The organism is Kribbella sp. NBC_01510 (assembly GCF_045040325.1).
In the GTDB taxonomy this organism is placed as follows: Bacteria; Actinomycetota; Actinomycetes; order Propionibacteriales; family Kribbellaceae; genus Kribbella.
The window spans coordinates 8,662,234-8,681,013 of sequence record NZ_CP109418.1; the positions used below are offsets into that span (position 1 = coordinate 8,662,234).

Here is an 18,780-nt window from a genome sequence, read left to right on the forward strand (position 1 = left end):
GCCCCGGGGTCCGGCGACTACCTCAGATCCCCAGCTTCGCGTTCAGGAGTTCGCGGACCTTGGCCGCGTCGGCCTGGCCGCGCATGTCCTTCATCACCGCGCCGATGAGTGCACCGGCCGCGGCCGGCTTGCCGGAGTTGACCTTCTCGACCACATCCGGGTTCGCCGCGATCGCCCGCTCGATGGCCTCGATCAGTGCCGAGTCGTCCGAGACCAGGGCAAGCCCGCGCTTCTCGATGATCTCGGCCGGCGTGCCCTCGCCCTTGACCAGGCCGTCGAACACCTGGCGGGCGAGCTTGTCGTTGAGTGAGCCCTCGTCGACCAGCTTCTGCACCTCGGCGACCTCGGCCGGGCCGACGCCGAGCGCGTCCAGGTCCTGGCCGGACTCGTTCGCCGCGCGGGCGAGCTCACCCAGCCACCACTTCTTCGCGGCGGCCGGCGTCACGCCCAGCCCGACCGTCGCCACGATCGGCTCGAGCGCGTTCCCGTTGATGACGTCGCGCATCTCGAGGTCGGTGAAACCCCACTCCTCCTGCAGCCGGACCCGGCGCAGAGAAGGTGCCTCGGGCAACGAAGAACGGATCTCCTCGACCCACTCGCGCGACGGCGCGATCGGGACCAGGTCGGGCTCCGGGAAGTACCGGTAGTCGTCGGCGTCGGACTTCTCCCGGCCGGACGTGGTGATGCCGGTGTCCTCGTGCCAGTGCCGGGTCTCCTGCAGGACCTTGCCGCCGGAGTTCAGCACCGCTGCCTGCCGGGTGATCTCGTATGTCACCGCGCGCTCGACCGAGCGGAACGAGTTCACGTTCTTGGTCTCGGTTCGTGTGCCCAGAACAGTCGAGCCGTGCGGCTTCAGCGACACGTTCGCGTCACACCGCAGCGATCCCTGATCCATCCGGACATCCGAGACGCCCAACGCGAGCAGCAGGTCGCGCAGCATGCTCACGTACGCGCGGGCCACCGCGGCGGCCTTGTCCCCCGGCACCTCGATCGTCTTGGTGACGATCTCGATCAGCGGGATGCCGGCCCGGTTGTAGTCGACCAGCGAGTGCGAGGCGCCGTGGATCCGGCCGGTCGCGCCACCGACGTGGGTGGACTTGCCGGTGTCCTCCTCCATGTGGGCGCGCTCGATCTCGATCCGGTACGTGTCGCCGTCGACGACCACCTCGGTCCAGCCGTTGTACGCGATCGGCTCGTCGTACTGCGAGGTCTGGAAGTTCTTCGGCATGTCCGGGTAGAAGTAGTTCTTCCGGGCGAACCGGCACCACTCGGCGATCTCGCAGTTCAGCGCCAGGCCGATCTTGATCGCGGACTCGACGCCGACCCTGTTCACCACCGGCAGTGCGCCCGGCAGGCCGAGGCAGACCGGACAGGTCTGCGTGTTCGGCGGCGCACCGAACTCGGTCGGGCAGCCGCAGAACATCTTCGACTTCGTGTTCAGCTCGACGTGGACCTCGAGGCCCATCACCGGGTCGTACTGCGCCAGCGCGTCGTCGATCTCGAGGACGGTCGCGGTCATCGGGTCACCTCCAGCTCCGGAGCCTTGGTCATCAGCACGCCGCCCCACTGATCGGCCAGCGCCGACTCCAGCGCGGCGCCGACGGTGTAGCACAGGTCGTCGCGCATCACCGGCGCCATCACGTGGAAGCCGACCGGCATGCCGTCCTCGTCGGCCAGGCCGCACGGGAACGAGCCGGCCGCGTTGCCGGCCAGGTTGGACGGGATCGTGCACAGGTCGTTCTTGTACATGGCGATCGGGTCGTCGATCCGGTCCCCGATCGCGAACGCCGTCGTCGGCGTCGCGGGCGAGACCAGCACGTCGACCTGCTCGTAGGCGTTGGCGAAGTCGCGGGCGATCAGCGTCCGCACCTTCTGCGCCTGCCCGTAGTAGGCGTCGTAGTACCCGCTCGACAGCGCGTGCGTGCCGAGCATGATCCGGCGCTTCACCTCGGCGCCGAAGCCGGCCTCGCGGGTCAGGCTCATCACCTTCTCCGCGCTGTTCGTGCCGTCGTCGCCGACGCGCAGCCCGTACCGCATCGCGTCGAACTTGGCCAGGTTGGACGAGGCCTCGCTCGGCAGGATCAGGTAGTACGCCGGCAACGCGTACTGGAAGTGCGGACACGAGACCTCGACCACTTCGGCGCCGAGCTTGGTGAGCAGCTCGACCGCCTCGTGGAAGCGCGCCTCGACGCCGGGCTGGTATCCCTCGCCGCCGAGCTCCTTGACCACACCGATGCGCAGACCGGTCACGTCACCGTTGCGCGCCGCCGCGACGACGGCGGGGACCGGCTGGTTGATCGAGGTCGAGTCCATCGGGTCGTACCCGGCGATCGCCTCGTGCAGCAGCGCCGCGTCCAGGGTCGTCCGCGCACACGGGCCGGGCGTGTCCAGGCTCGAAGCCAGCGCGATCAGTCCGTAGCGTGACGTCCCGCCGTACGTCGGCTTGACGCCGACCGTGCCGGTGAACGCACCGGGCTGCCGGATCGAGCCACCGGTGTCCGTGCCGATCGCGAGCGGCGCCTCGTACGCCGAGATGGCCGCCGACGAACCGCCGCCGGAACCACCGGGGATCCGGCCCAGGTCCCACGGGTTGTGGGTGGTGCCGTACGCCGAGTTCTCCGTCGAGGAGCCCATCGCGAACTCGTCCATGTTGGTCTTGCCGAGGATGACGATGCCGGCCGCCTTCAGCCGCTTCACGACCGTCGAGTCGTACGGCGGCTTCCAGCCCTCGAGGATCTTCGAACCGGCCGTGGTCGGCACGCCCTCCTGGGTCAGCACGTCCTTCAGCGCCAGCGGGACACCGGCCAGCGGGGAGAGCTGCTCGCCCGCCGCGCGCTTCGCGTCGACAGCGGCAGCCTGCGCCAACGCGCCGTCGGTGTCGACATGCAGGAACGCGTGCACGTCGCCGTCGACCGCCGCGATCCGGTCCAGGTGCGCCTGGGTGATCTCCACCGAGCTGGCCTGGCCGGACGTCATCAGTTCCGCGAGCTCGGCCGCGGTCTTACGGATCAGGTCGGTCATCAGTCCTCCTCCAGGATCCGCGGCACCCGGAATCGCTGCTCCTCCGCGGCGGGCGCGCCGGACAGCGCCTGCTCCGGGGTGAGGCACGGCACGTTCTCGTCCGCGCGCATCACGTTGGTCAGCGGCAGGGCATGGGAGGTCGGCGGGATGTCGTCCGCAGCCACCTGGCTGACCTGCCCGACCAGGGTGATGATCTGGTCGAGCTGTGGCGCGAGGTGGTCGAGCTCGTCATCGGTGAGCTCGATCCGCGCCAGTCGCGCCAGGTGCGCGACCTCTTCGCGGGTAATCGATGGCATGAACTGATCCAATGCTTGCAAGTTGCTGATGGAGTCACAGAGAGGTTCTGAGTGACACCCGAGCCATCCTAGTGGGCGGCTGTGACGGTCGCGTTTCCTTGTCCCCAGGGGGCTGCGGACGACGGTTCGTGATCGTCCGCCGAGAGGGCCGGGCGTGTCTTCGGGCTCCGCTCTGTAACATTGGCCGCGACGGGGCGTTACGCGCATGGTGATCGACTGGGAGATGATCGTTCGGTGTTCCTGCTGCGATTGATCATCCCGGACCGGCCCGGTTCGCTGGGCACTGTGGCGACGGCGCTCGGTGAGGTGAACGCCGACATCCACGCGATCGAGATCGTCGAGCACCGGCGGGAGAACGGCAGCGCCGTCGACGACATCGTGGTCGACCTGCCGCCCGGCGTGCTGCCGGACCGCCTGGTCTCCGCGTGCAACGGCGTACCCGACGTCGAAGTGATCTGGTTCTCCCGGTACGGCGCCGGCGGTGGACTGCACATGGACCTCGAGGCCGTCGAGCAGATGACGTCGGCTCCGGCGGACGCGATCGACATCCTGGTCGAGCAGTCGCCGGCCGTGCTGCATGCCGACTGGGCCGCGTTGCTGGACGGCACCGGCAGTGAGGTGAAGGTCGCGCTGGAGACGAGCGCCACGCCGGAGTTCGGCGACATGGCCGGGCAGTGGCTGCCGATGAAGAAGGCAACGACGCTGGAAGCTCCGGATCACAAGGGCCTCTCGGAGTCCGTGCTGGTCGCGGCGCCGCTGGAGTCCGAGCGCCGGATCCTGGTGATCGGCCGCCGCGGCGGCCCCGAGTTCCTCGGCTCCGAGGTCGCCCGCCTCTCCTACCTCGCCTCCCTCGCCGTCACCATCCGCGCCACCGCCTGACACAGTCCGCCGCACGCCACCGCCTGACGCCGTTCGCCGCCGCCTGACGCCGTTCGCCGCCGCCTGACGCGGTTCGCCGCCGCCTGACACAGTTCGGCGTACGCCACCGCCTTACGCCGTAGAAGTGGAAGTCCTCGCCCGCCCCCGGTCGGCGCAACTGTCCGCGCTCTGGCACCCTCGACCACTCCAGCGGATATCCCCTGAAGCGGTGCCTTCTCCCCTGGTATGCGAGGGGAGAACGCTCAGTTGGAGGGGTTATCCGGCTGTTCTGCTGGATGTGTGGGCGAGGTGAGCCAGGCTGGCCGGTGTGCAGCTCGACAGGTGGTGTCGGTCCAGGGTGCCGGTCGGGCGAGGCATTCACGCCTGAGATCGGCTGGCCCGGCCAGGGCTGGGGCCGACACCTCCTGTCGACCTTGCACGTCCCAGCCTCCAATTGCCCCCCATCAGCCTGCGACCGCACCCAACCGACCGCACCGCGGGGCAGCGCGGAGCGGGAGCCGGGCGGGGCACGGCGGAGCGGGAGCTGGGGTGGGTTCGTGGGGTTGACGGTGGGATCGGTGCGTATCTGCGGGACCTGGGACACCAGCTGGGGTCGCCGGACAGGTTGTGCCCTGTCCGCGGTCCCTGGCACCTGTCCGAGGTCGCAACGATCCCGCCGTCGGCCGGAGGCCTCACACAGGACATGGCGGGCAGGGACCTGACAGTGCAGATCCCCGCCCACCACAAGCAGTCTCAGGCCAACGGATCCGGCCCCCGACGAGGACGCCGCACCTCGGCCACCACCCACACATCGAGCAGAAGACCCGGATATCCCCTCGAATGGTTCGAGGGCCGAGGAGCGCTGGTTGGTATGGGCAGGGCGCGCAGAAGGACCGCTCCCAAGCTGTCGAGACCCGGGACAGCTCGCGAGGTGTCCCAGCCTCCGACATAGTGTCCGCGCCCCCGGCCGCAGCACGCCGTACGCCGAAGCCCGCGCCCGACCCCGGTCGGCGCTGCGGCTCGCGGCCGGCCACCGGCTGGCCGCCCCATCGACCACTCCAGCGGATATCCCCTGAAGCGGTGCCTTCTCCCCTGGTATGCGAGGGGAGAACGCTCAGTTCGAGGGGTTATCCGCCCAAATTGCCTCGAAAGCGCAACGCTGGGGTCAGCGGCTGAGCGGGGAGGGTGTGGGATGACAAGCGAGAGCCCCCGGCTCCGAGGGAGGGTCCGAGGGCTCCGCCTGTGTCTACGTGAACTGGAAGTAGGCGAGGACCCAGAGGCCGGCGAGGATCAGGAGGACGACGACGCCGACGAGGGCGACGATCAGGATCGCCTGGCTGTTGCTGCCGTTGCGGTCCGGGAGATCGAACTGGGTGGGGCCCCAGGCCCCACCGCCGTCGACGCGCTGGACGGCCTCGGGCGGTGGCGCCGCCACCGTCCGCGCATCCCGCTTCTCCCGGGGGAACTTCATCCGGCCTCCCTGTCCTCGGCCGACAGCCGTGACATCCACCGTAGCGCTCAGACGAAGAACGTCTCGTACGAGATGTTGATCCGCTGCGAGGCGTAGTCGTCCTCGGCGTTGCCGGTGATCTCGACCCGCCATCCGGCCACGTAGGAAGCGTACGACTTCCCGTCGCTGTGCAACTGGATGTACGACTTCAGCGCCGCGACGTCCCCGCCCTTCAGCACCCCGAACGCGTCGTTGACCGCGGCCGGCAGCGCCTTCTTCACGTCGCCGGGGTCACCCGAGGCGCTCATCTCGATCTGCTTGATGCCCTCGCCCTCGCTGGCGTAGAAGTACACCCGCTGCGAGCCGTACTTGCCGACCTGCTTGCTGCAGGAGCTCGTGCAGACGTACTGCTTCGCCTTCAGCGCCGCGGCCAGCTGCGGCTCGGTCGTGTCGAAGGTCTTCTTCGGCAGGTCGAGCGAGTCCGAACCGGACTTGCCACCGGACAGCTCCACGGTGTCGCCGTCGTTGCGCAGCTCGAACTCACCCCAGGTGCTGCCGACCTTCTGCGACTTCTGGCCGGTCTTGATCGCGTCCTGGACCTTCTTGACCTCGCTGCCGCCGAACGTGTCGTTGCCGAGCGCCTGCAGTGCCGCGTCGAAGGTGACCGCGGCGTTGTTGACGTTGTCCTCGTTCTGCGACGTCAGGTCCACGCCGATGATCGTGCCGTCCGACTGGAACTGGAAGATCGCCTGGGCCTCGGTGGCGCCTTCGTACTTGAAGCAGCCGCGGTGCGCGCCCTGCGCGGTGTTGAACAGGTCGCTGCAGCCGTAGCCGAGGCCCTGCAGCTTCTCGGTCGCCGTCTTCGCCTGACCGGTCGCATTGCCGAGCTCGCCGTTCTTGTCGCCGCCGCCGCTGGTCGGGTTGCCGGTCGGTTGCTCGGACGTGGTCGGCCCGGACTCGGGCTTGTCGTCACCACCGAACGCATGGATGCCGAGGAAGACGAGCAGGCCGATCAGCACGATGCCGACGACACCGCCGCCGATCACCAACGGCAGCTTGTCCTTGCTGATGCCACCGGGGCCCTTGGAGCCGCCGGGGCCGCCCGGCTGCCACTGGGGCTGTCCACCCTGCTGCTGTTGCCAGCCGCCGCCCGGCTGCTGGCCCTGGGGACCCCACGCCTGCTGCTGGTAGGGACCGCCTTGCTGCTGCGCGGTGCGCTGACCCCAACCGCCCTGCGCGGGCTGTCCCTGAGGCTGCCCCGGACCCGGTCGGCCCTGCTGACCGGGTTGCGTCGGCTGCTGACCCCAGCCGCCCTGCTGCGGGGGCTGACCCTGCTGCGGAGGCTGTCCGTGCGGGGGCTGGCCCTGCGGGGGCTGACCTTGCTGGGGCGGCCGACTCTGCTGCGGAGGCTGACCTTGGTGGGGAGGCTGCTGCGGGCGCTGACCCCAGCCGCCACCACCCTGGCCGGGAGGCTGCTGTCCCCAGCCGCCTTGCGCACCCTGTCCCCCTTGCTGCCCGCCTGGCTGGCCCCCCGGCTGCCCAGGACCCCACGGTCCCTGCGGCGGCGTCGTCATATTCGCTCCTTTTGACCCACGTGTGGACGTGCAAAGTTAACAGTCGGACGGCTCAGTCCGGCCGTTGGATCCACGCCGTACGACGACGTGGCGCTGATCACCCGTAGCAGGGAGCTACGCGTCGCCGGGGTCCGGTGTGGTGGCCACCTCGGCTGCGGCGTCGGCACCTTGGTCGAGCAGCACCTGGAAGCCGGCGGCGTCCAGGATCGGGACGCCCAGCTGGACCGCCTTGTCGTACTTCGATCCCGGCGAGTCGCCGACCACGACGAACGAGGTCTTCTTCGAGACCGAGGACGCCGCCTTGCCGCCGCGCGACACGATCGCCTCGGTAGCCTCGTCCCGGCTGAAGCCTTCGACGGTGCCGGTCACGACGATCGAGAGGCCGGTGAGGGTCTGCGCCACGGTCGGGCCGGTGCGCTCCTCGCGGAGCTGGACGCCGGCCGCCTTCCACTTGTCCACGATCGCCTGGTGCCAGTCGACCTCGAACCACTCGATCACCGCGTGCGCGATGGTCGGGCCGACACCCTCGATCTCCGAGAGCTCCTCCTCGCTCGCCGCGCGGATGCCCTCGATGTCGTCGTACACGGCCGCGAGCGCCTGCGCCGCGGTCGGGCCGACGTGCCGGATGGACAGCGCGACGAGCCCGCGGGAGAGCGGCTGGGTCTTGGCCTGCTCCAGGTTCGCCAGCAGGCGCAGGGCGTTCGCCGACAAGGATCCGGCCTTGACGGTGAAGAACGAACTCCGGGCCAGGTCCTCCTCGGTGAGCGCGAACAGGTCGCCCTCGTCCACGATCAGCCCGTCACCGATCAGTGCGTCGGCACCCTTGAACCCGAGCGCCTCGATGTCGAACGCCGACCGCCCGGCCAGGTGGAACAACCGCTCCCGCAACTGCGCCGGGCAGGACTTCGTGTTCGGGCAGCGGATGTCGACATCACCCTCCTTCATCGGGCGCAGCGTCGTACCGCAGGAGGGGCACTCGGTCGGCATCACGAACTCGTGGGCGTCGTCCGGCCGCAGGTCGATCACCGGGCCGAGGATCTCGGGGATCACGTCGCCGGCCTTGCGCAGGACGACGGTGTCACCGATCCAGACGCCCTTGCGCTTGACCTCCGACGCGTTGTGCAGGGTCGCGAACTCGACCGTCGACCCGGCCACCCGGACCGGCTCCATCCGCCCGTACGGCGTGACGCGGCCGGTGCGGCCCACGTTCACCTCGATGTCGAGGAGCTTGGTGGTGACCTCCTCCGGCGGGTACTTGTACGCGATCGCCCAGCGCGGGGCGCTCGAGGTCGAGCCGAGCGCGCGCTGCAGGTCGACCTCGTCCACCTTCACCACGACCCCGTCGATCTCGTGGTCGACGGAGTGCCGGTTCTCGCCGTAGTACGCGATGAACTCGTTGACCTGGTCGAGCGTCTCGACCTTGCGGGCGCGGTCGCTGACCGGCAGACCCCAGGCCTCGAGCTGCTCGTACGCCGAGGACAGCCGGCGGACGTGATAGCCGTCGACGCGGCCGAGGCCATGGACGACGAAACGCAGCGGGCGGCTCGCGGACACCCGGGGGTCCTTCTGCCGCAGCGATCCGGCGGCGCTGTTGCGCGGGTTGGAGAACGGGTCCTTGCCCGCCTCGACCAGCTGCGCGTTCAGCTCCTCGAAGTCCTCGACGCGGAAGTAGACCTCGCCGCGGACCTCCAGGAAGGACGGCAGGTCCTTGCCGTCCAGCTCGTTCGGGATGCTCTTGATCGTGCGGACGTTGAGCGTCACGTCCTCGCCGGTGCGGCCGTCGCCGCGGGTGGCGCCGCTGACCAGCGTGCCGTTCTCGTAGACCAGGTCGAGGGCGAGCCCGTCGACCTTCAGCTCGCACAGGAAGCCGCTGTCGTCGATCTGGCTGACGGTCACCTCCCGCTCCAGCCGCTTGGCCCACGCCTCCATCTGCTCGGCGGAGAACGCGTTCGCCAGGCTCTCCATCCGCATCGGATGCTGGACCGGGGTGAACAGCGTGGAGATCGGGATGCCGACCTTCTGCGTCGGCGAGTCCGGCGTGCGGAGCTCGTTGTACTGCTCCTCGATCGCCTGCAGCTCGTGCATCAGCTCGTCGAAGTCCGCGTCCGAGATGATCGAGCTGCCCAGGTAGTACTTCACCCGGTGGTCCTCGATCTCCTTGCTCAGAGCGGCATGCCGCTCCCGCACCTCGGGCGGCGCAGCAGGCTGTTCAGCAGCAGTCGTCTCGGGAATCTCCGTGCTCATGAGGAGAACTTACAGGCGAGCGCCGACGATTTGGGTCAGGCGTCTGCGGCTTCGCCTACTGCGTCGACGACTCGGCGGAGCAGGTCCAATCGTGCCCGCGCGTCGGCTGGTGACGGAGAGGCCGCGAGGCCGCACGCAGGCGTGATGACGACCTTCTTCAGGAGTTCCGGGTCCAGGCCGAGCTCGCGCCAGCGGCGGATCAGCGGATTCGCGGCCTGCTCGGGGTTCGGCAGGGTGCCCGTGGTGGGGACCAGGCCCGCGTAGAGGGTCGTGCCGGCCTCGGAGGCGAGGGCGATCTGATCCCACCCGGGATTGCCGAGCAAAGAGATGTCGACGGAGACGCCGGTGGCGCCGGACTTGGTGAAGACCTCGATCGGCGGTCGTGCGGCACAGCAGTGGATCACGGTGGGTGCTGTGGTCGTCACCAGGCTCAGGAGCTCCACAGCGCCCGGACCGTCGACCGAACGGTGTTTGCTCCAGCCGGACGCCGTCGGGATGGCTCCGGCGAGTACGGCGGGCAGGGCCGGCTCGTCGATCTGTACGACGAGCTCCGCCCCTGGCACACGACGTCGTACCTCGGCGACGTGATCCGTCAGCCCCAACGCCAGCACCTCGGCCAGGTCACGCCGGGCTCCGTGGTCCGCGAGCACCTTGTCACCACGCGGCCGCTCGATCGTGGCCGCCAGAGTCCACGGCCCGGTGAGCTGCAACTTCAACGGCCCGGTGTAGCCGTCCGCCAGTTCCTCGAGCACATCCAGATCCTCCGCGAGCAACGACCGCGCCCGGCGCTGATCCAGACTCGCCCGCGGATCACTCCCCCCAGTCAGCCGCCATCCGGCCGGCTGCAGGTCTACGGCCAGCTCGGTCAGTACGGCGACAGCCCGGCTGAGCATGTCGCCGTACGGACGCGCCGGCAGCTCGGCCAGGAACGGGATGTCGACCGCTTCGAGCAGCACCTTCGTCCACTCGCGGATGTCGTCACCCGGCAGCGACCCCAGGCCAGTGGTCGTCATGCGTGTTGCGCCGCTACCCGGGAGACCGTGTCGATTGTGGCTGATCCGATCACGCGGGTGTCGTCGTACAGCACGACGGCCTGACCGGGTGCGACCGCTGAGGTCGGCTCGTCGAAGTCGACGACGACGAGATCGCCTTCGAGTCGGGCGGTGACGGCGACCTCTTCGCCGTGCGCGCGCAGCTGAGCCTTCACGTGCAACTCGGAGTCCGGCACGGGACCGCACCAGCGCGGCTTCGACGCCGTCAGCTGCGCGACCGCCAGCTCCTCGCGCGATCCGACCGTCACCGTGCGGTCGACCGGGCTGATGTCCAGCACGAACCGCGGCTTGCCGTCGGCGGCCGGCGTACCGATCCGCAGGCCCTTGCGCTGACCGACGGTGAAGCCGTGAGTGCCCTTGTGCTCACCCAGCTTGTTGCCCTGCGCATCGACGATGTCACCGGGCGCCTCACCGAGCTGCCTGCTGAGGAAACCCGGAGTGTTGCCGTCGGCAATGAAACAGATGTCGTGACTGTCCGGCTTGGCCGCCACCGACAACCCGCGCCGCTCGGCCTCGGCCCGGACCTCGGTCTTGGGCGTGTCCCCGAGCGGGAAGAACGCGTGCTTGAGCTGCTCCTGCGTCAGTACCCCGAGCACGTACGACTGGTCCTTGGCCGGATCCACAGCCCGATGCAGCTCACGACCGGAATCAGTCTCCACGATCCGCGCGTAGTGCCCGGTTGCGACCGCGTCGAAGTCGAGTGCGAGCGCCCGCTCGAGTACGGCGCTGAACTTCACCTTCTCGTTGCACCGCAGGCACGGGTTCGGCGTACGACCGGCCGCGTACTCCGCGACGAAGTCCTCGACCACGTCGGCGTGGAACCGCTCGGCCAGGTCCCAGATGTAGAACGGGATGCCGATCACGTCCGCGGCCCGGCGGGCGTCGCGGGAGTCCTCGATCGTGCAGCAGCCGCGCGCGCCGCTGCGGTACGACTGCGGGTTCCGGCTCAGGGCCAGGTGCACTCCGACCACGTCGTGCCCGGCCTCGGCCATCCGCGCCGCCGCGACGGCGGAGTCGACCCCGCCGGACATGGCTGCGAGTACCCGCATCAGGTGTTCCTTCCCACGTTCTGCAATCCTGCGGACTTCGCCCGCTCCACCACCGGTCCGATGTTCTCCAGTACGACGTCGACGTCGGCGCGGGTGCTGGTGTGCCCGAGGGTGAACCGGAGTGACCCGCGCGCCCGCTGGTCGTCGTACCCCATGGCCAGCAGCACGTGGCTCGGCTCGGCGACCCCGGCATTGCACGCGGACCCGGTCGACACCTCGATCCCGCGCGCGTCGAGCAGCAGCAACAGCGAGTCGCCCTCGCAGCCGCTGAAGGACAAGTGTGCGTTACCGGGCAAGCGGTCCGCCGGGTCACCCGACAACTTGGCGCCCTCGACCGTGCTCACCACGCCGTCGATCAGCGCGTCCCGCAGCTCGGTCAACCGCCGCGCCTCGTCCGCCTGGTGCTTGATCGCGTGCTCCATCGCGACCGCGAACCCCGCGGTCGCAGGCGCGTCCAGCGTGCCGGAGCGGACGTCGCGCTCCTGCCCACCGCCGTGCAGGATCGGCGTCAGCTTCGTCTCCTTGTGGACGATCAGCGCGCCGATCCCGTACGGACCGCCGAGCTTGTGCGCGGACACGGTCATCGCGTCCACCCCCAGCTCCGCGAAGTCCACCGGCACCTGCCCGATCGCCTGGACCGCGTCGGTGTGCACGGGAACGCCGTACTCCTGCGCGATCGCCGCGATCTCGCCCACCGGCTGCAGCGTGCCAACCTCGTTGTTCGCCATCATCAACGTGACGAACGACACGCTCTCCGGATCGCTCTCGATCGCGCGTCGTACGTCGTCCCGCCGCACCCGCCCGAGCTCGTCGACCGGCAGCCACTCGATCTCGGCCTGCTCGTGCTGACCCAGCCAGATGGCCGGATCGAGTACGGCGTGATGCTCGATCCCGCTGAGCAGGATCCGGCGCCGCCGCGGGTCCTCGGCCAGCCGGGCCCACCACAGCCCCTTCAGGGCGAGGTTGTCCGCTTCGGTGCCGCCGGAGGTGAAAACCACCTCACTCGGCTGCGCTCCGAGCGCCTCGGCGATCGTCTCGCGCGACTCCTCGACCGTCCGCCGGGCCGCTCGGCCGGAACCGTGCAGGGACGACGCATTGCCGGTCCGCGCGAGGTGATAGGTCATCGCCTCGATCGCGGCCGGGAGCATCGGAGTGGTCGCCGCGTGGTCCAGGTACACCGTGCGGCGCTCGGGAGAGGTCATAACGGTTTCAAGAGTATGTCCGCCACGGTTGTTCCCGCTCCTCGGGCCTCAGCGGTGGGACAGGAGCCGGAGCGTACGGGCGTGCTCGAAGTGTGCTCCGATCCGCTCGAACCGGCCGGGCCGCCTCCGCGAGCGTGACCCGGTCCCGGGTCAGGCGGCCGCTGGCGCGCAGCAGCACGGCGTCCGACCAGGCGTTCTCCGTGACTGCGCGTTCGACGTACTGCGCGGCGTCGTGGAAGCCGGCCACGACCGCCAGCTCGGCTGAGGATGCGGCCGATGCCATCCAGGCGTGCGGCTGGTGCCTGGACCGGTCGGTGTGGTGAAGCCCTGGCCCACGGTGGCCAGTCCGGCCAGCTCATGGCGGTCCGAGACGCCGTACTTGCGTAGCAGTGCGGAGACGTGGCTCTCCACCGTGCGGATGCTGATCTGCAACTGCCGCGCGATCTGAGCGTTGGACCGGCCACCGGCCAGCGCGGTCAGGACCTCGGCCTCCCGCGCGGACACCTCCTTCGGACCAGCCATCCGCCCATCATGCCGTCATCGGTGGTGCTTCCGTGGTGCTTCCGTGGTCGGCACGGACGACTTTCCGTGCCGCCGGCTCGGAGGCTGGTGCCCACAACCTCGTTGATGGGAGAACACCATGGGACGCGTATTTCTGGACATCACGATGTCGATGGACGGCTTCGTCACGGCCCCCGGCGCCGACCTCGCGCACGGTCTCGGGATCGGAGGCGAACCGTTGCACGACTGGGTTTCCGATCCGGATGAGGCCGACCGGAAGGTGCTCGACCAGTTGTTCGCCGAGGTCGGCGCGGTGCTGATGGGACGCCGTACGTTCGACGTCATCGACGGGCCGCAGGGCTGGGAGCGTGACGACGCGGCGCCGCCGGTCTTCGTGGTCACGTCACATCGGCCGGCGCGGGTGCGGCTCGGTGACCGGTTCCGCTTCGAGACCGACGGGATCGTGCCGGCGCTGAAGTCGGCGAAGGCCGCTGCGGGCGCGAAGGACGTGGTGGTGATGGGTGGCGGTCACCTCTGCCGGCAGTACCTGTACGCCGGCCTGGTGGACGAGGTGCGCATCCACCTGGCGCCTATCGTGCTCGGAGACGGCACTCCACTGCTCGAGCGGACGACGATCCCGCCCGTCCGCCTGGTCCAGCGCGACACCGTGAGTACGCCGAACGCCACCCACCTCACGTACGACGTAATCCGTCAGGAGAAGTGATGTCGCAAGAGACCCTCGACCGGCGCGCGGCGGCGGTCATCGAAGCCAACAAGTACATGACGGTGGGAACTGTCGACGCCGACGGTCTTCCGTGGGTGACCCCGGTCTACTTCACGCCCGACGGCCACGACGACTTCTACTGGGCGTCGTCACCGGATGCCTTGCATTCACTGAACATCGCGGCCGCCCCGGACGTCACGATCGCGATCTTCGACTCGAGCGTCCGCATCGGCGGCGCCTCGGCCGTGTACTTCCGCGCCCGCGCCGAACTCGTCCCGGACGACGAACTCGATCACTGCGCCGCCTTGTACACCTCCCGCTACCCAGAACTCCGCGTGTACGGTGTCAAGGAACTCCGCCCTCCGGCCGACCTGCGCCTCTACCGCGCTCGAGCCACCACTCATTGGCTCCTTGTCCGCGGCGGAGACCCCGACTACGGCACCGGCATAGACTCCCGCCGCCCAGTTTGGCTCTGAAGCGCGTGTCGCACCCGCCTGCCGATCAGTTGGGTGCCCTCATCTGAGTCAGGTGGCGGATGTTGCACGGATGCGGGGTAGCCAGGGGTGGTTGGGGTGGAGGTGGTCGATCATGTCGGCCAGCCAGGTGCGGCGGTCTGGGGTGAGGAGAGGGAGCGTTGCGTCCAGGTCGCGCTCGTCTTTCGGGCGGCCGACGCGGGCCTTGTAGGTGATCGCTAGTTCGGGGTTGATGTAGCGGATGCCGTCGGGTGCTCGCCAGGTGATCTCGTCGAGGGCGTAGTCGAGGGTGGGATCACGGCGGAAGACCCAGCGGCCGTCGCGGTCCGGGTTGGGCTGGAGGTCGAACTCCCACGGCGCCAGCGCGTGCCGCCGCAACCAGATCTGGTCGGCATCGTCGGGCTGCTCCGGCCGCTGATCGGTCAGCGGCTGCAGCCGTCCACCCGCGTTCGACCACAGGTCGTAGCGGCCGTTGAGATGAAGGCGGAGCTTCTCGATGTCGCGGCGCCAGAGTGATACGTCGACGTCCTCGTGCTCCCGCCGTACGCCGGTGAAGGCCTCGATCGCCCATCCACCATTGATCCACCAGTCACCGTCGTACCCGTGCATCAACTCCTGGGCATCCGCCGGCGTCGACACCTTCCACGGCCCGTACAAGCGCTGGAACGCCAACTCCTCCGGATCCAGCCCGTCCGCATACCAAGGCCGCTCCTCCATCTGACCTCCCGAGCTAGTTTCGCCAACGGCTGCGGTGGGTCCAGCCGATCACCTCGGCGGCGCGACGGCAGTCGAAGAGCGACCGGGTGCCGGAGAGGTCCCCGGTGACCACGGTGTCGGGTGAGTAGCGCGCGAGCAAGTCGGCGGTGGGCTGTTCCATGCCCGTGTCCTCGGCGGCGATCACCAAGGTCTCGTAGCGTTCGGCGGCCGTGCGGGGCTGCAGGGACAGCACGCAAGCCCGAGCAGCCTCGGCGAGATCGACGTACCCCCAAAGGTTGCGGCGGTTGTCCTCGGGCGGTGCGTCGGCGATGTAGCGGCGTACTTCGTCGGGGGTGAGGATCCAGTGGAAACGGAGGGCGGTGGCCTGCATGCCGCGGCGCGCGTACATCTCGCCCATACGCTCGAGCACGTCTTTGGTGAGCGCGTACGGATCGACGTATCGGAGGGCGGTCTCCTCATCGATCGGCACCGACGGAGTGCCGATCTCCTCCGGTGACCACGCGGTGCCGTAGATCGACCCGCTCGACGCGAGCACGGCCGTCCGAATGCCTTGCGCCCACGCCTCTTCCAGCGCGTTGAACGTCGTGAGCGCGTTGGCCTCGAGCAGGCGCACCGGCGTGATGTTCTCCGGACTCGCGATCCCGGCACAATGCACGATCGCCTCCACCCCACGCAGCGACCGCGCCACCGCTGCCCGGTCACTCAGGTCGACCGCCCCCGGCCCCACCAGGTCGGCCTCGACCACCTCATAGCCCTCGGCAACCAACTGCCGACAGACCTCACTCCCCAGCTTCCCCCGAGCCCCACTCACCCAAATCCGCACCCACCGCATGCTAGTGCCTCGCCAAGAAACGTCGAGGTCGTTACCGCACTTGCCTTGCGCCCGGGGCAATTTCGGGGGAGAACCTCGCAGCTGCACCCTTCTACCCACCGCATTCCCAGGGTGAAGGGACAAGATCAGGGGTGAACCCCGCACCTGGCCGCCGGGACGGCCTTCGGGGTAGTGGTCACTCCGGATTACCTCCCCAACTTGCTCGACGCGGCACTAGCCACCGAGCCTCAATGTCCTCGCGGCACGTGCGGTTGTCGCGCACCGTGTAACTTGCGAACGGACTAGATGAGTATTGGTGGCTTCTCGTCGACAGGGCTGGCTCGGGTGCGAGAGCTGATCGAGCGTCGCGTCGACTCCGGCGTCGTCCCGGGTGTGCTGGCCATCCTCGCCCGGATGTCCCGGCTTCTACGGCACCTCTTGGTACAAAGATGCCGCCGAGGACCTGACGGCGATCGTCGTCTGCAGCGGGCACACGCCGGCGACCAGAGGCTGCGGATGTGGCACGACCTATCGGCCACTGTCTACCAGGCGATCGACAACTAACCGCCAAGGATCAGCCGGCGGTCCACGGCTTCAAGTTCCGAACAACTCGTGGGCGGCGAGTCGTGGAGGACGGTTGGCGGAGCTGGTATCGCCGACCGAAATCCACGACTCGGAGGAGAGCCACCGGCGACATGACGATGCCCGGCTCGGGAGGGGTGCCGAGCCGGGCCGCCGGGACCGGGGTGAGCAGGTCGGCCGGAGCCTGAGGGGTGGCTTGGGAGGTTGGGGTGGGGTTCTGGGAACCCACCCCGGTTCTGGTTTGCGCGAACCAGGGTGCCGGGGGCCGACCCGGGTGCGGTGCCTGGGGAGCCGGGCGCCCACTCGGTTCGGTGGGCTACCCGGCTGTACCGGGCGGGGTCAGGACTTGCGCTTGGTTACTTCTTCGGTGGCGGTGGGTAGGACCTTGTGGAGGTCGCCTACTACGCCGAAGTCGACCAGTTCGAAGATGGGGGCTTCGGGGTCCTTGTTGATGGCGACGATGGTTTTCGAGGTTTGCATGCCGGCTCGGTGCTGGATGGCGCCCGAGATACCTGCCGCCACGTAGAGCTGCGGGGAGACGGTCTTGCCGGTTTGGCCCACCTGGTAGGCGTGCGGGTACCAACCCGAGTCCACGGCGGCGCGGGAGGCGCCGACGGCGGCGCCCAGCGAGTCGGCGAAGGCTTCGACGGGGCCGAAGTCGCCGCCGGTGCCGCGGCCGCCGGAGACGATGATCGCGGCCTCGGTGAGCTCGGGGCGACCCGTCGCCTCGCGGGGCTTGGAGTCGGTGATGCGGGCGGTCTTCGCGCCGTCGGAGATCGTTACGTCGAACTCCTCCACCTCCGGCGAGGTCTGCGCGGCCTCCGGGGTGGCGGCGTTCGGCTTGACCGTGATGATCGGGGTGCCGTGGGTGACCTTCGCCTGGACGGTGAAGTTGCCCGCGAACACCGACTGCGTGGTGACCGCGCCACCATCGCCGGCGACGACATCCACGGCGTCGGTGATCAGGCCGGAGTCGAGCTTGACCGCGAGCCGGGCCGCGATCTCCTTGCCCTCGGCGTTCGACGAGATCAGGATCGCGGCCGGCTCGATCTTCGCCGCGACCTGCTGCAGCGCCTCCGCCTTCGGAGCCACCAGGAACTGCGTGAGCGACGGGTCGGACAGCGCGATCACCTTGGTCGCGCCGTACTGACCGAGCGCCGGCAGCGCGTCCTGCACGCCGTCGCCGATGTAGACGGCGACCGGCTCGCCGAGCCGGCGCGCGATGGTGAGGAGCTCCGCGGTGGTCTTGCGGACCTGGCCGCCGGTGTGGTCAACGAGAACCAGAACGTTCGACATGAACTGATCGCTCCTCAGAGGAACTTGTTGGTGGACAGGAACTCGACGAGCTCGGCGGCACCGCTGCCGTCCTCGTCGGTGACGATCGTGCCGGCGCTGCGCGGCGGACGGGCGGTCACCTCGACCACCTCGGTCCACGCGCTCGCGCCACCCACCTGGTCGGCGGAGATCTCGAGGTCGGCCAGCGACCAGGTCTGGACCGGCTTCTTCTTCGCCGCCATGATCCCCTTGAACGACGGGTACCGCGGCTCGTTGGCCTGGTCGGACACCGACAGCACCAGCGGCAGCGTGCCCTCGACCGTGTCGCTCGCGGTGTCGCCGTCACGGCGGATCCGCACGGTCTGCCCGTCGACGGTCACCTCCGAGCCCAGCGTCACGGCCGGCAGCCCGAGCCGCTCCGACACCATCGCCGGCACGACACCCATGCCGCCGTCGGTCGAGCCCATCCCGAACACGACCAGATCGGCCTCGAGCTTGGCCAGCGCCTTCGACAGGATCAGCGAGGTCGCGACCGCGTCCGAGCCGTGGATCGCGTCGTCGATCACGTGGACACCGGCGTCGGCACCCATCTGCAGGCCCTTCTTCACCGCGTCAGCGGCCTGCTCCGGGCCGACGGTCAGCACCGTCACCTCGGCGTCACTGGCCTCCTTCACAGTCAGAGCGGTCTCGACGGCGTACTCGTCCAGCTCGGACAGCAGCCCGTCGACACCCGCACGGTCCACCGTGTTGTCCTCCGAGCGGAAGCGGCGGTCCGCGGTGGCATCCGGCACGAACTTCGCGCAGACGACGATCTTCATAGCGTGTGGGACCCCTTCTGGTTAACGGTCTCTCCCAAGCCTGCCACGGATGTTACTCGCGAGAAACATAAGGCGCGTGCGAGTCCCATCACAGTCCGGCGCAGCACCGGTCCGGCCGGCGCAGCCCTAGTCT

Annotated in this window: 18 protein-coding genes; 4 read left to right on the top strand and 14 right to left on the bottom strand. The window is 69.2% G+C overall.

The annotated features are described in order from the left end of the window. Positions 1–22: 22 nt before the first annotated feature. From gatB to gatC, 3 genes are read right to left on the bottom strand one after another with little or no spacing between them, the layout of a single operon-like run. Positions 23–1,519 (bottom strand): Asp-tRNA(Asn)/Glu-tRNA(Gln) amidotransferase subunit GatB, encoded by a 1,497-nt coding sequence (gene gatB, locus OG558_RS42260; protein WP_405068049.1) that lies wholly within the window; start codon positions 1,517–1,519, stop codon positions 23–25. After that, positions 1,516–3,021, bottom strand: a complete 1,506-nt coding sequence (gatA, locus tag OG558_RS42265; RefSeq protein ID WP_405068050.1) for an Asp-tRNA(Asn)/Glu-tRNA(Gln) amidotransferase subunit GatA — start codon at positions 3,019–3,021, stop codon at positions 1,516–1,518. Before gatA ends, gatB begins: the two co-directional genes overlap by 4 nt. After that, positions 3,021–3,317: an Asp-tRNA(Asn)/Glu-tRNA(Gln) amidotransferase subunit GatC gene (gene gatC / locus OG558_RS42270; protein WP_131355449.1), complete on the bottom strand. Its 297-nt coding sequence runs from the start codon at positions 3,315–3,317 to the stop codon at positions 3,021–3,023. Before gatC ends, gatA begins: the two co-directional genes overlap by 1 nt. A 234-nt stretch (positions 3,318–3,551) precedes the next feature. Between gatC and OG558_RS42275 the strand changes: the two genes are divergently transcribed. Beyond that, positions 3,552–4,196 carry an ACT domain-containing protein gene (locus OG558_RS42275; protein WP_405068051.1) on the top strand — a complete coding sequence of 215 codons (645 nt, stop codon included), beginning with the start codon at positions 3,552–3,554 and terminating at the stop codon, positions 4,194–4,196. A 1,225-nt stretch (positions 4,197–5,421) separates the two neighbouring features. Here OG558_RS42275 and OG558_RS42280 read toward each other — a convergent pair. Beyond that, on the bottom strand, positions 5,422–5,646 hold the full coding sequence (locus tag OG558_RS42280) for a hypothetical protein (RefSeq protein ID WP_329479822.1): 225 nt from the start codon (positions 5,644–5,646) through the stop codon (positions 5,422–5,424). A gap of 47 nt (positions 5,647–5,693) precedes the next feature. After that, positions 5,694–6,671, bottom strand: a complete 978-nt coding sequence (locus tag OG558_RS42285; RefSeq protein ID WP_405068052.1) for a hypothetical protein — start codon at positions 6,669–6,671, stop codon at positions 5,694–5,696. Between OG558_RS42285 and OG558_RS42290 the strand changes: the two genes are divergently transcribed. Continuing rightward, positions 6,609–7,214: a hypothetical protein gene (locus tag OG558_RS42290; RefSeq protein ID WP_405068053.1), complete on the top strand. Its 606-nt coding sequence runs from the start codon at positions 6,609–6,611 to the stop codon at positions 7,212–7,214. The two genes, OG558_RS42285 and OG558_RS42290, sit on opposite strands and share 63 nt — an antisense overlap. 99 nt (positions 7,215–7,313) lie before the next feature. Here the strand turns inward: OG558_RS42290 and ligA are convergent, their stop codons facing one another. The 5 genes from ligA to OG558_RS42315 form a co-directional block, all read right to left on the bottom strand. After that, on the bottom strand, positions 7,314–9,443 hold the full coding sequence (gene ligA, locus OG558_RS42295) for an NAD-dependent DNA ligase LigA (protein WP_405068054.1): 2,130 nt from the start codon (positions 9,441–9,443) through the stop codon (positions 7,314–7,316). A 35-nt stretch (positions 9,444–9,478) separates the two neighbouring features. Then, on the bottom strand, positions 9,479–10,456 hold the full coding sequence (locus OG558_RS42300; protein WP_405068055.1) for a methionine synthase vitamin-B12 independent: 978 nt from the start codon (positions 10,454–10,456) through the stop codon (positions 9,479–9,481). After that, positions 10,453–11,544, bottom strand: coding sequence for a tRNA 2-thiouridine(34) synthase MnmA (gene mnmA, locus OG558_RS42305; RefSeq protein WP_405068056.1), 1,092 nt, complete (start codon positions 11,542–11,544; stop codon positions 10,453–10,455). The genes OG558_RS42300 and mnmA overlap by 4 nt, the downstream gene beginning before the upstream one ends. Further along, positions 11,544–12,746 carry a cysteine desulfurase family protein gene (locus OG558_RS42310; protein WP_405068057.1) on the bottom strand — a complete coding sequence of 401 codons (1,203 nt, stop codon included), beginning with the start codon at positions 12,744–12,746 and terminating at the stop codon, positions 11,544–11,546. Before OG558_RS42310 ends, mnmA begins: the two co-directional genes overlap by 1 nt. A gap of 150 nt (positions 12,747–12,896) precedes the next feature. Then, entirely contained in the window at positions 12,897–13,268 is a 372-nt protein-coding gene (locus tag OG558_RS42315) for a response regulator transcription factor (protein ID WP_405068058.1), read from the bottom strand. A gap of 118 nt (positions 13,269–13,386) precedes the next feature. On the opposite strand from OG558_RS42315, the gene OG558_RS42320 reads away from it, so the two are divergent. After that, complete coding sequence (locus tag OG558_RS42320) at positions 13,387–13,971, top strand: dihydrofolate reductase family protein (protein ID WP_405068059.1); 585 nt, start codon at positions 13,387–13,389, stop codon at positions 13,969–13,971. Next, the gene (locus OG558_RS42325) at positions 13,971–14,447 is read left to right on the top strand and encodes a pyridoxamine 5'-phosphate oxidase family protein (RefSeq protein WP_405068060.1); all 477 of its coding nucleotides are present in this window, start codon (positions 13,971–13,973) and stop codon (positions 14,445–14,447) included. The genes OG558_RS42320 and OG558_RS42325 overlap by 1 nt, the downstream gene beginning before the upstream one ends. Before the next feature lie 48 nt (positions 14,448–14,495). On the opposite strand, the gene OG558_RS42330 is transcribed toward OG558_RS42325, so the two are convergent. The 4 genes from OG558_RS42330 to OG558_RS42345 all read right to left on the bottom strand — a co-directional run bounded on the left by OG558_RS42330 (position 14,496) and on the right by OG558_RS42345 (position 18,647). Next, positions 14,496–15,161 carry a nucleotidyltransferase domain-containing protein gene (locus tag OG558_RS42330; protein ID WP_405068061.1) on the bottom strand — a complete coding sequence of 222 codons (666 nt, stop codon included), beginning with the start codon at positions 15,159–15,161 and terminating at the stop codon, positions 14,496–14,498. 13 nt (positions 15,162–15,174) lie between these two features. Next, the gene (locus OG558_RS42335; RefSeq protein WP_405068062.1) at positions 15,175–15,984 is read right to left on the bottom strand and encodes an NAD-dependent epimerase/dehydratase family protein; all 810 of its coding nucleotides are present in this window, start codon (positions 15,982–15,984) and stop codon (positions 15,175–15,177) included. A 909-nt stretch (positions 15,985–16,893) separates the two neighbouring features. Further along, complete coding sequence (locus tag OG558_RS42340) at positions 16,894–17,850, bottom strand: electron transfer flavoprotein subunit alpha/FixB family protein (protein WP_405068063.1); 957 nt, start codon at positions 17,848–17,850, stop codon at positions 16,894–16,896. Between the two features lie 14 nt (positions 17,851–17,864). After that, positions 17,865–18,647 carry an electron transfer flavoprotein subunit beta/FixA family protein gene (locus OG558_RS42345; RefSeq protein WP_329479844.1) on the bottom strand — a complete coding sequence of 261 codons (783 nt, stop codon included), beginning with the start codon at positions 18,645–18,647 and terminating at the stop codon, positions 17,865–17,867. Positions 18,648–18,780 lie beyond the last annotated feature (133 nt).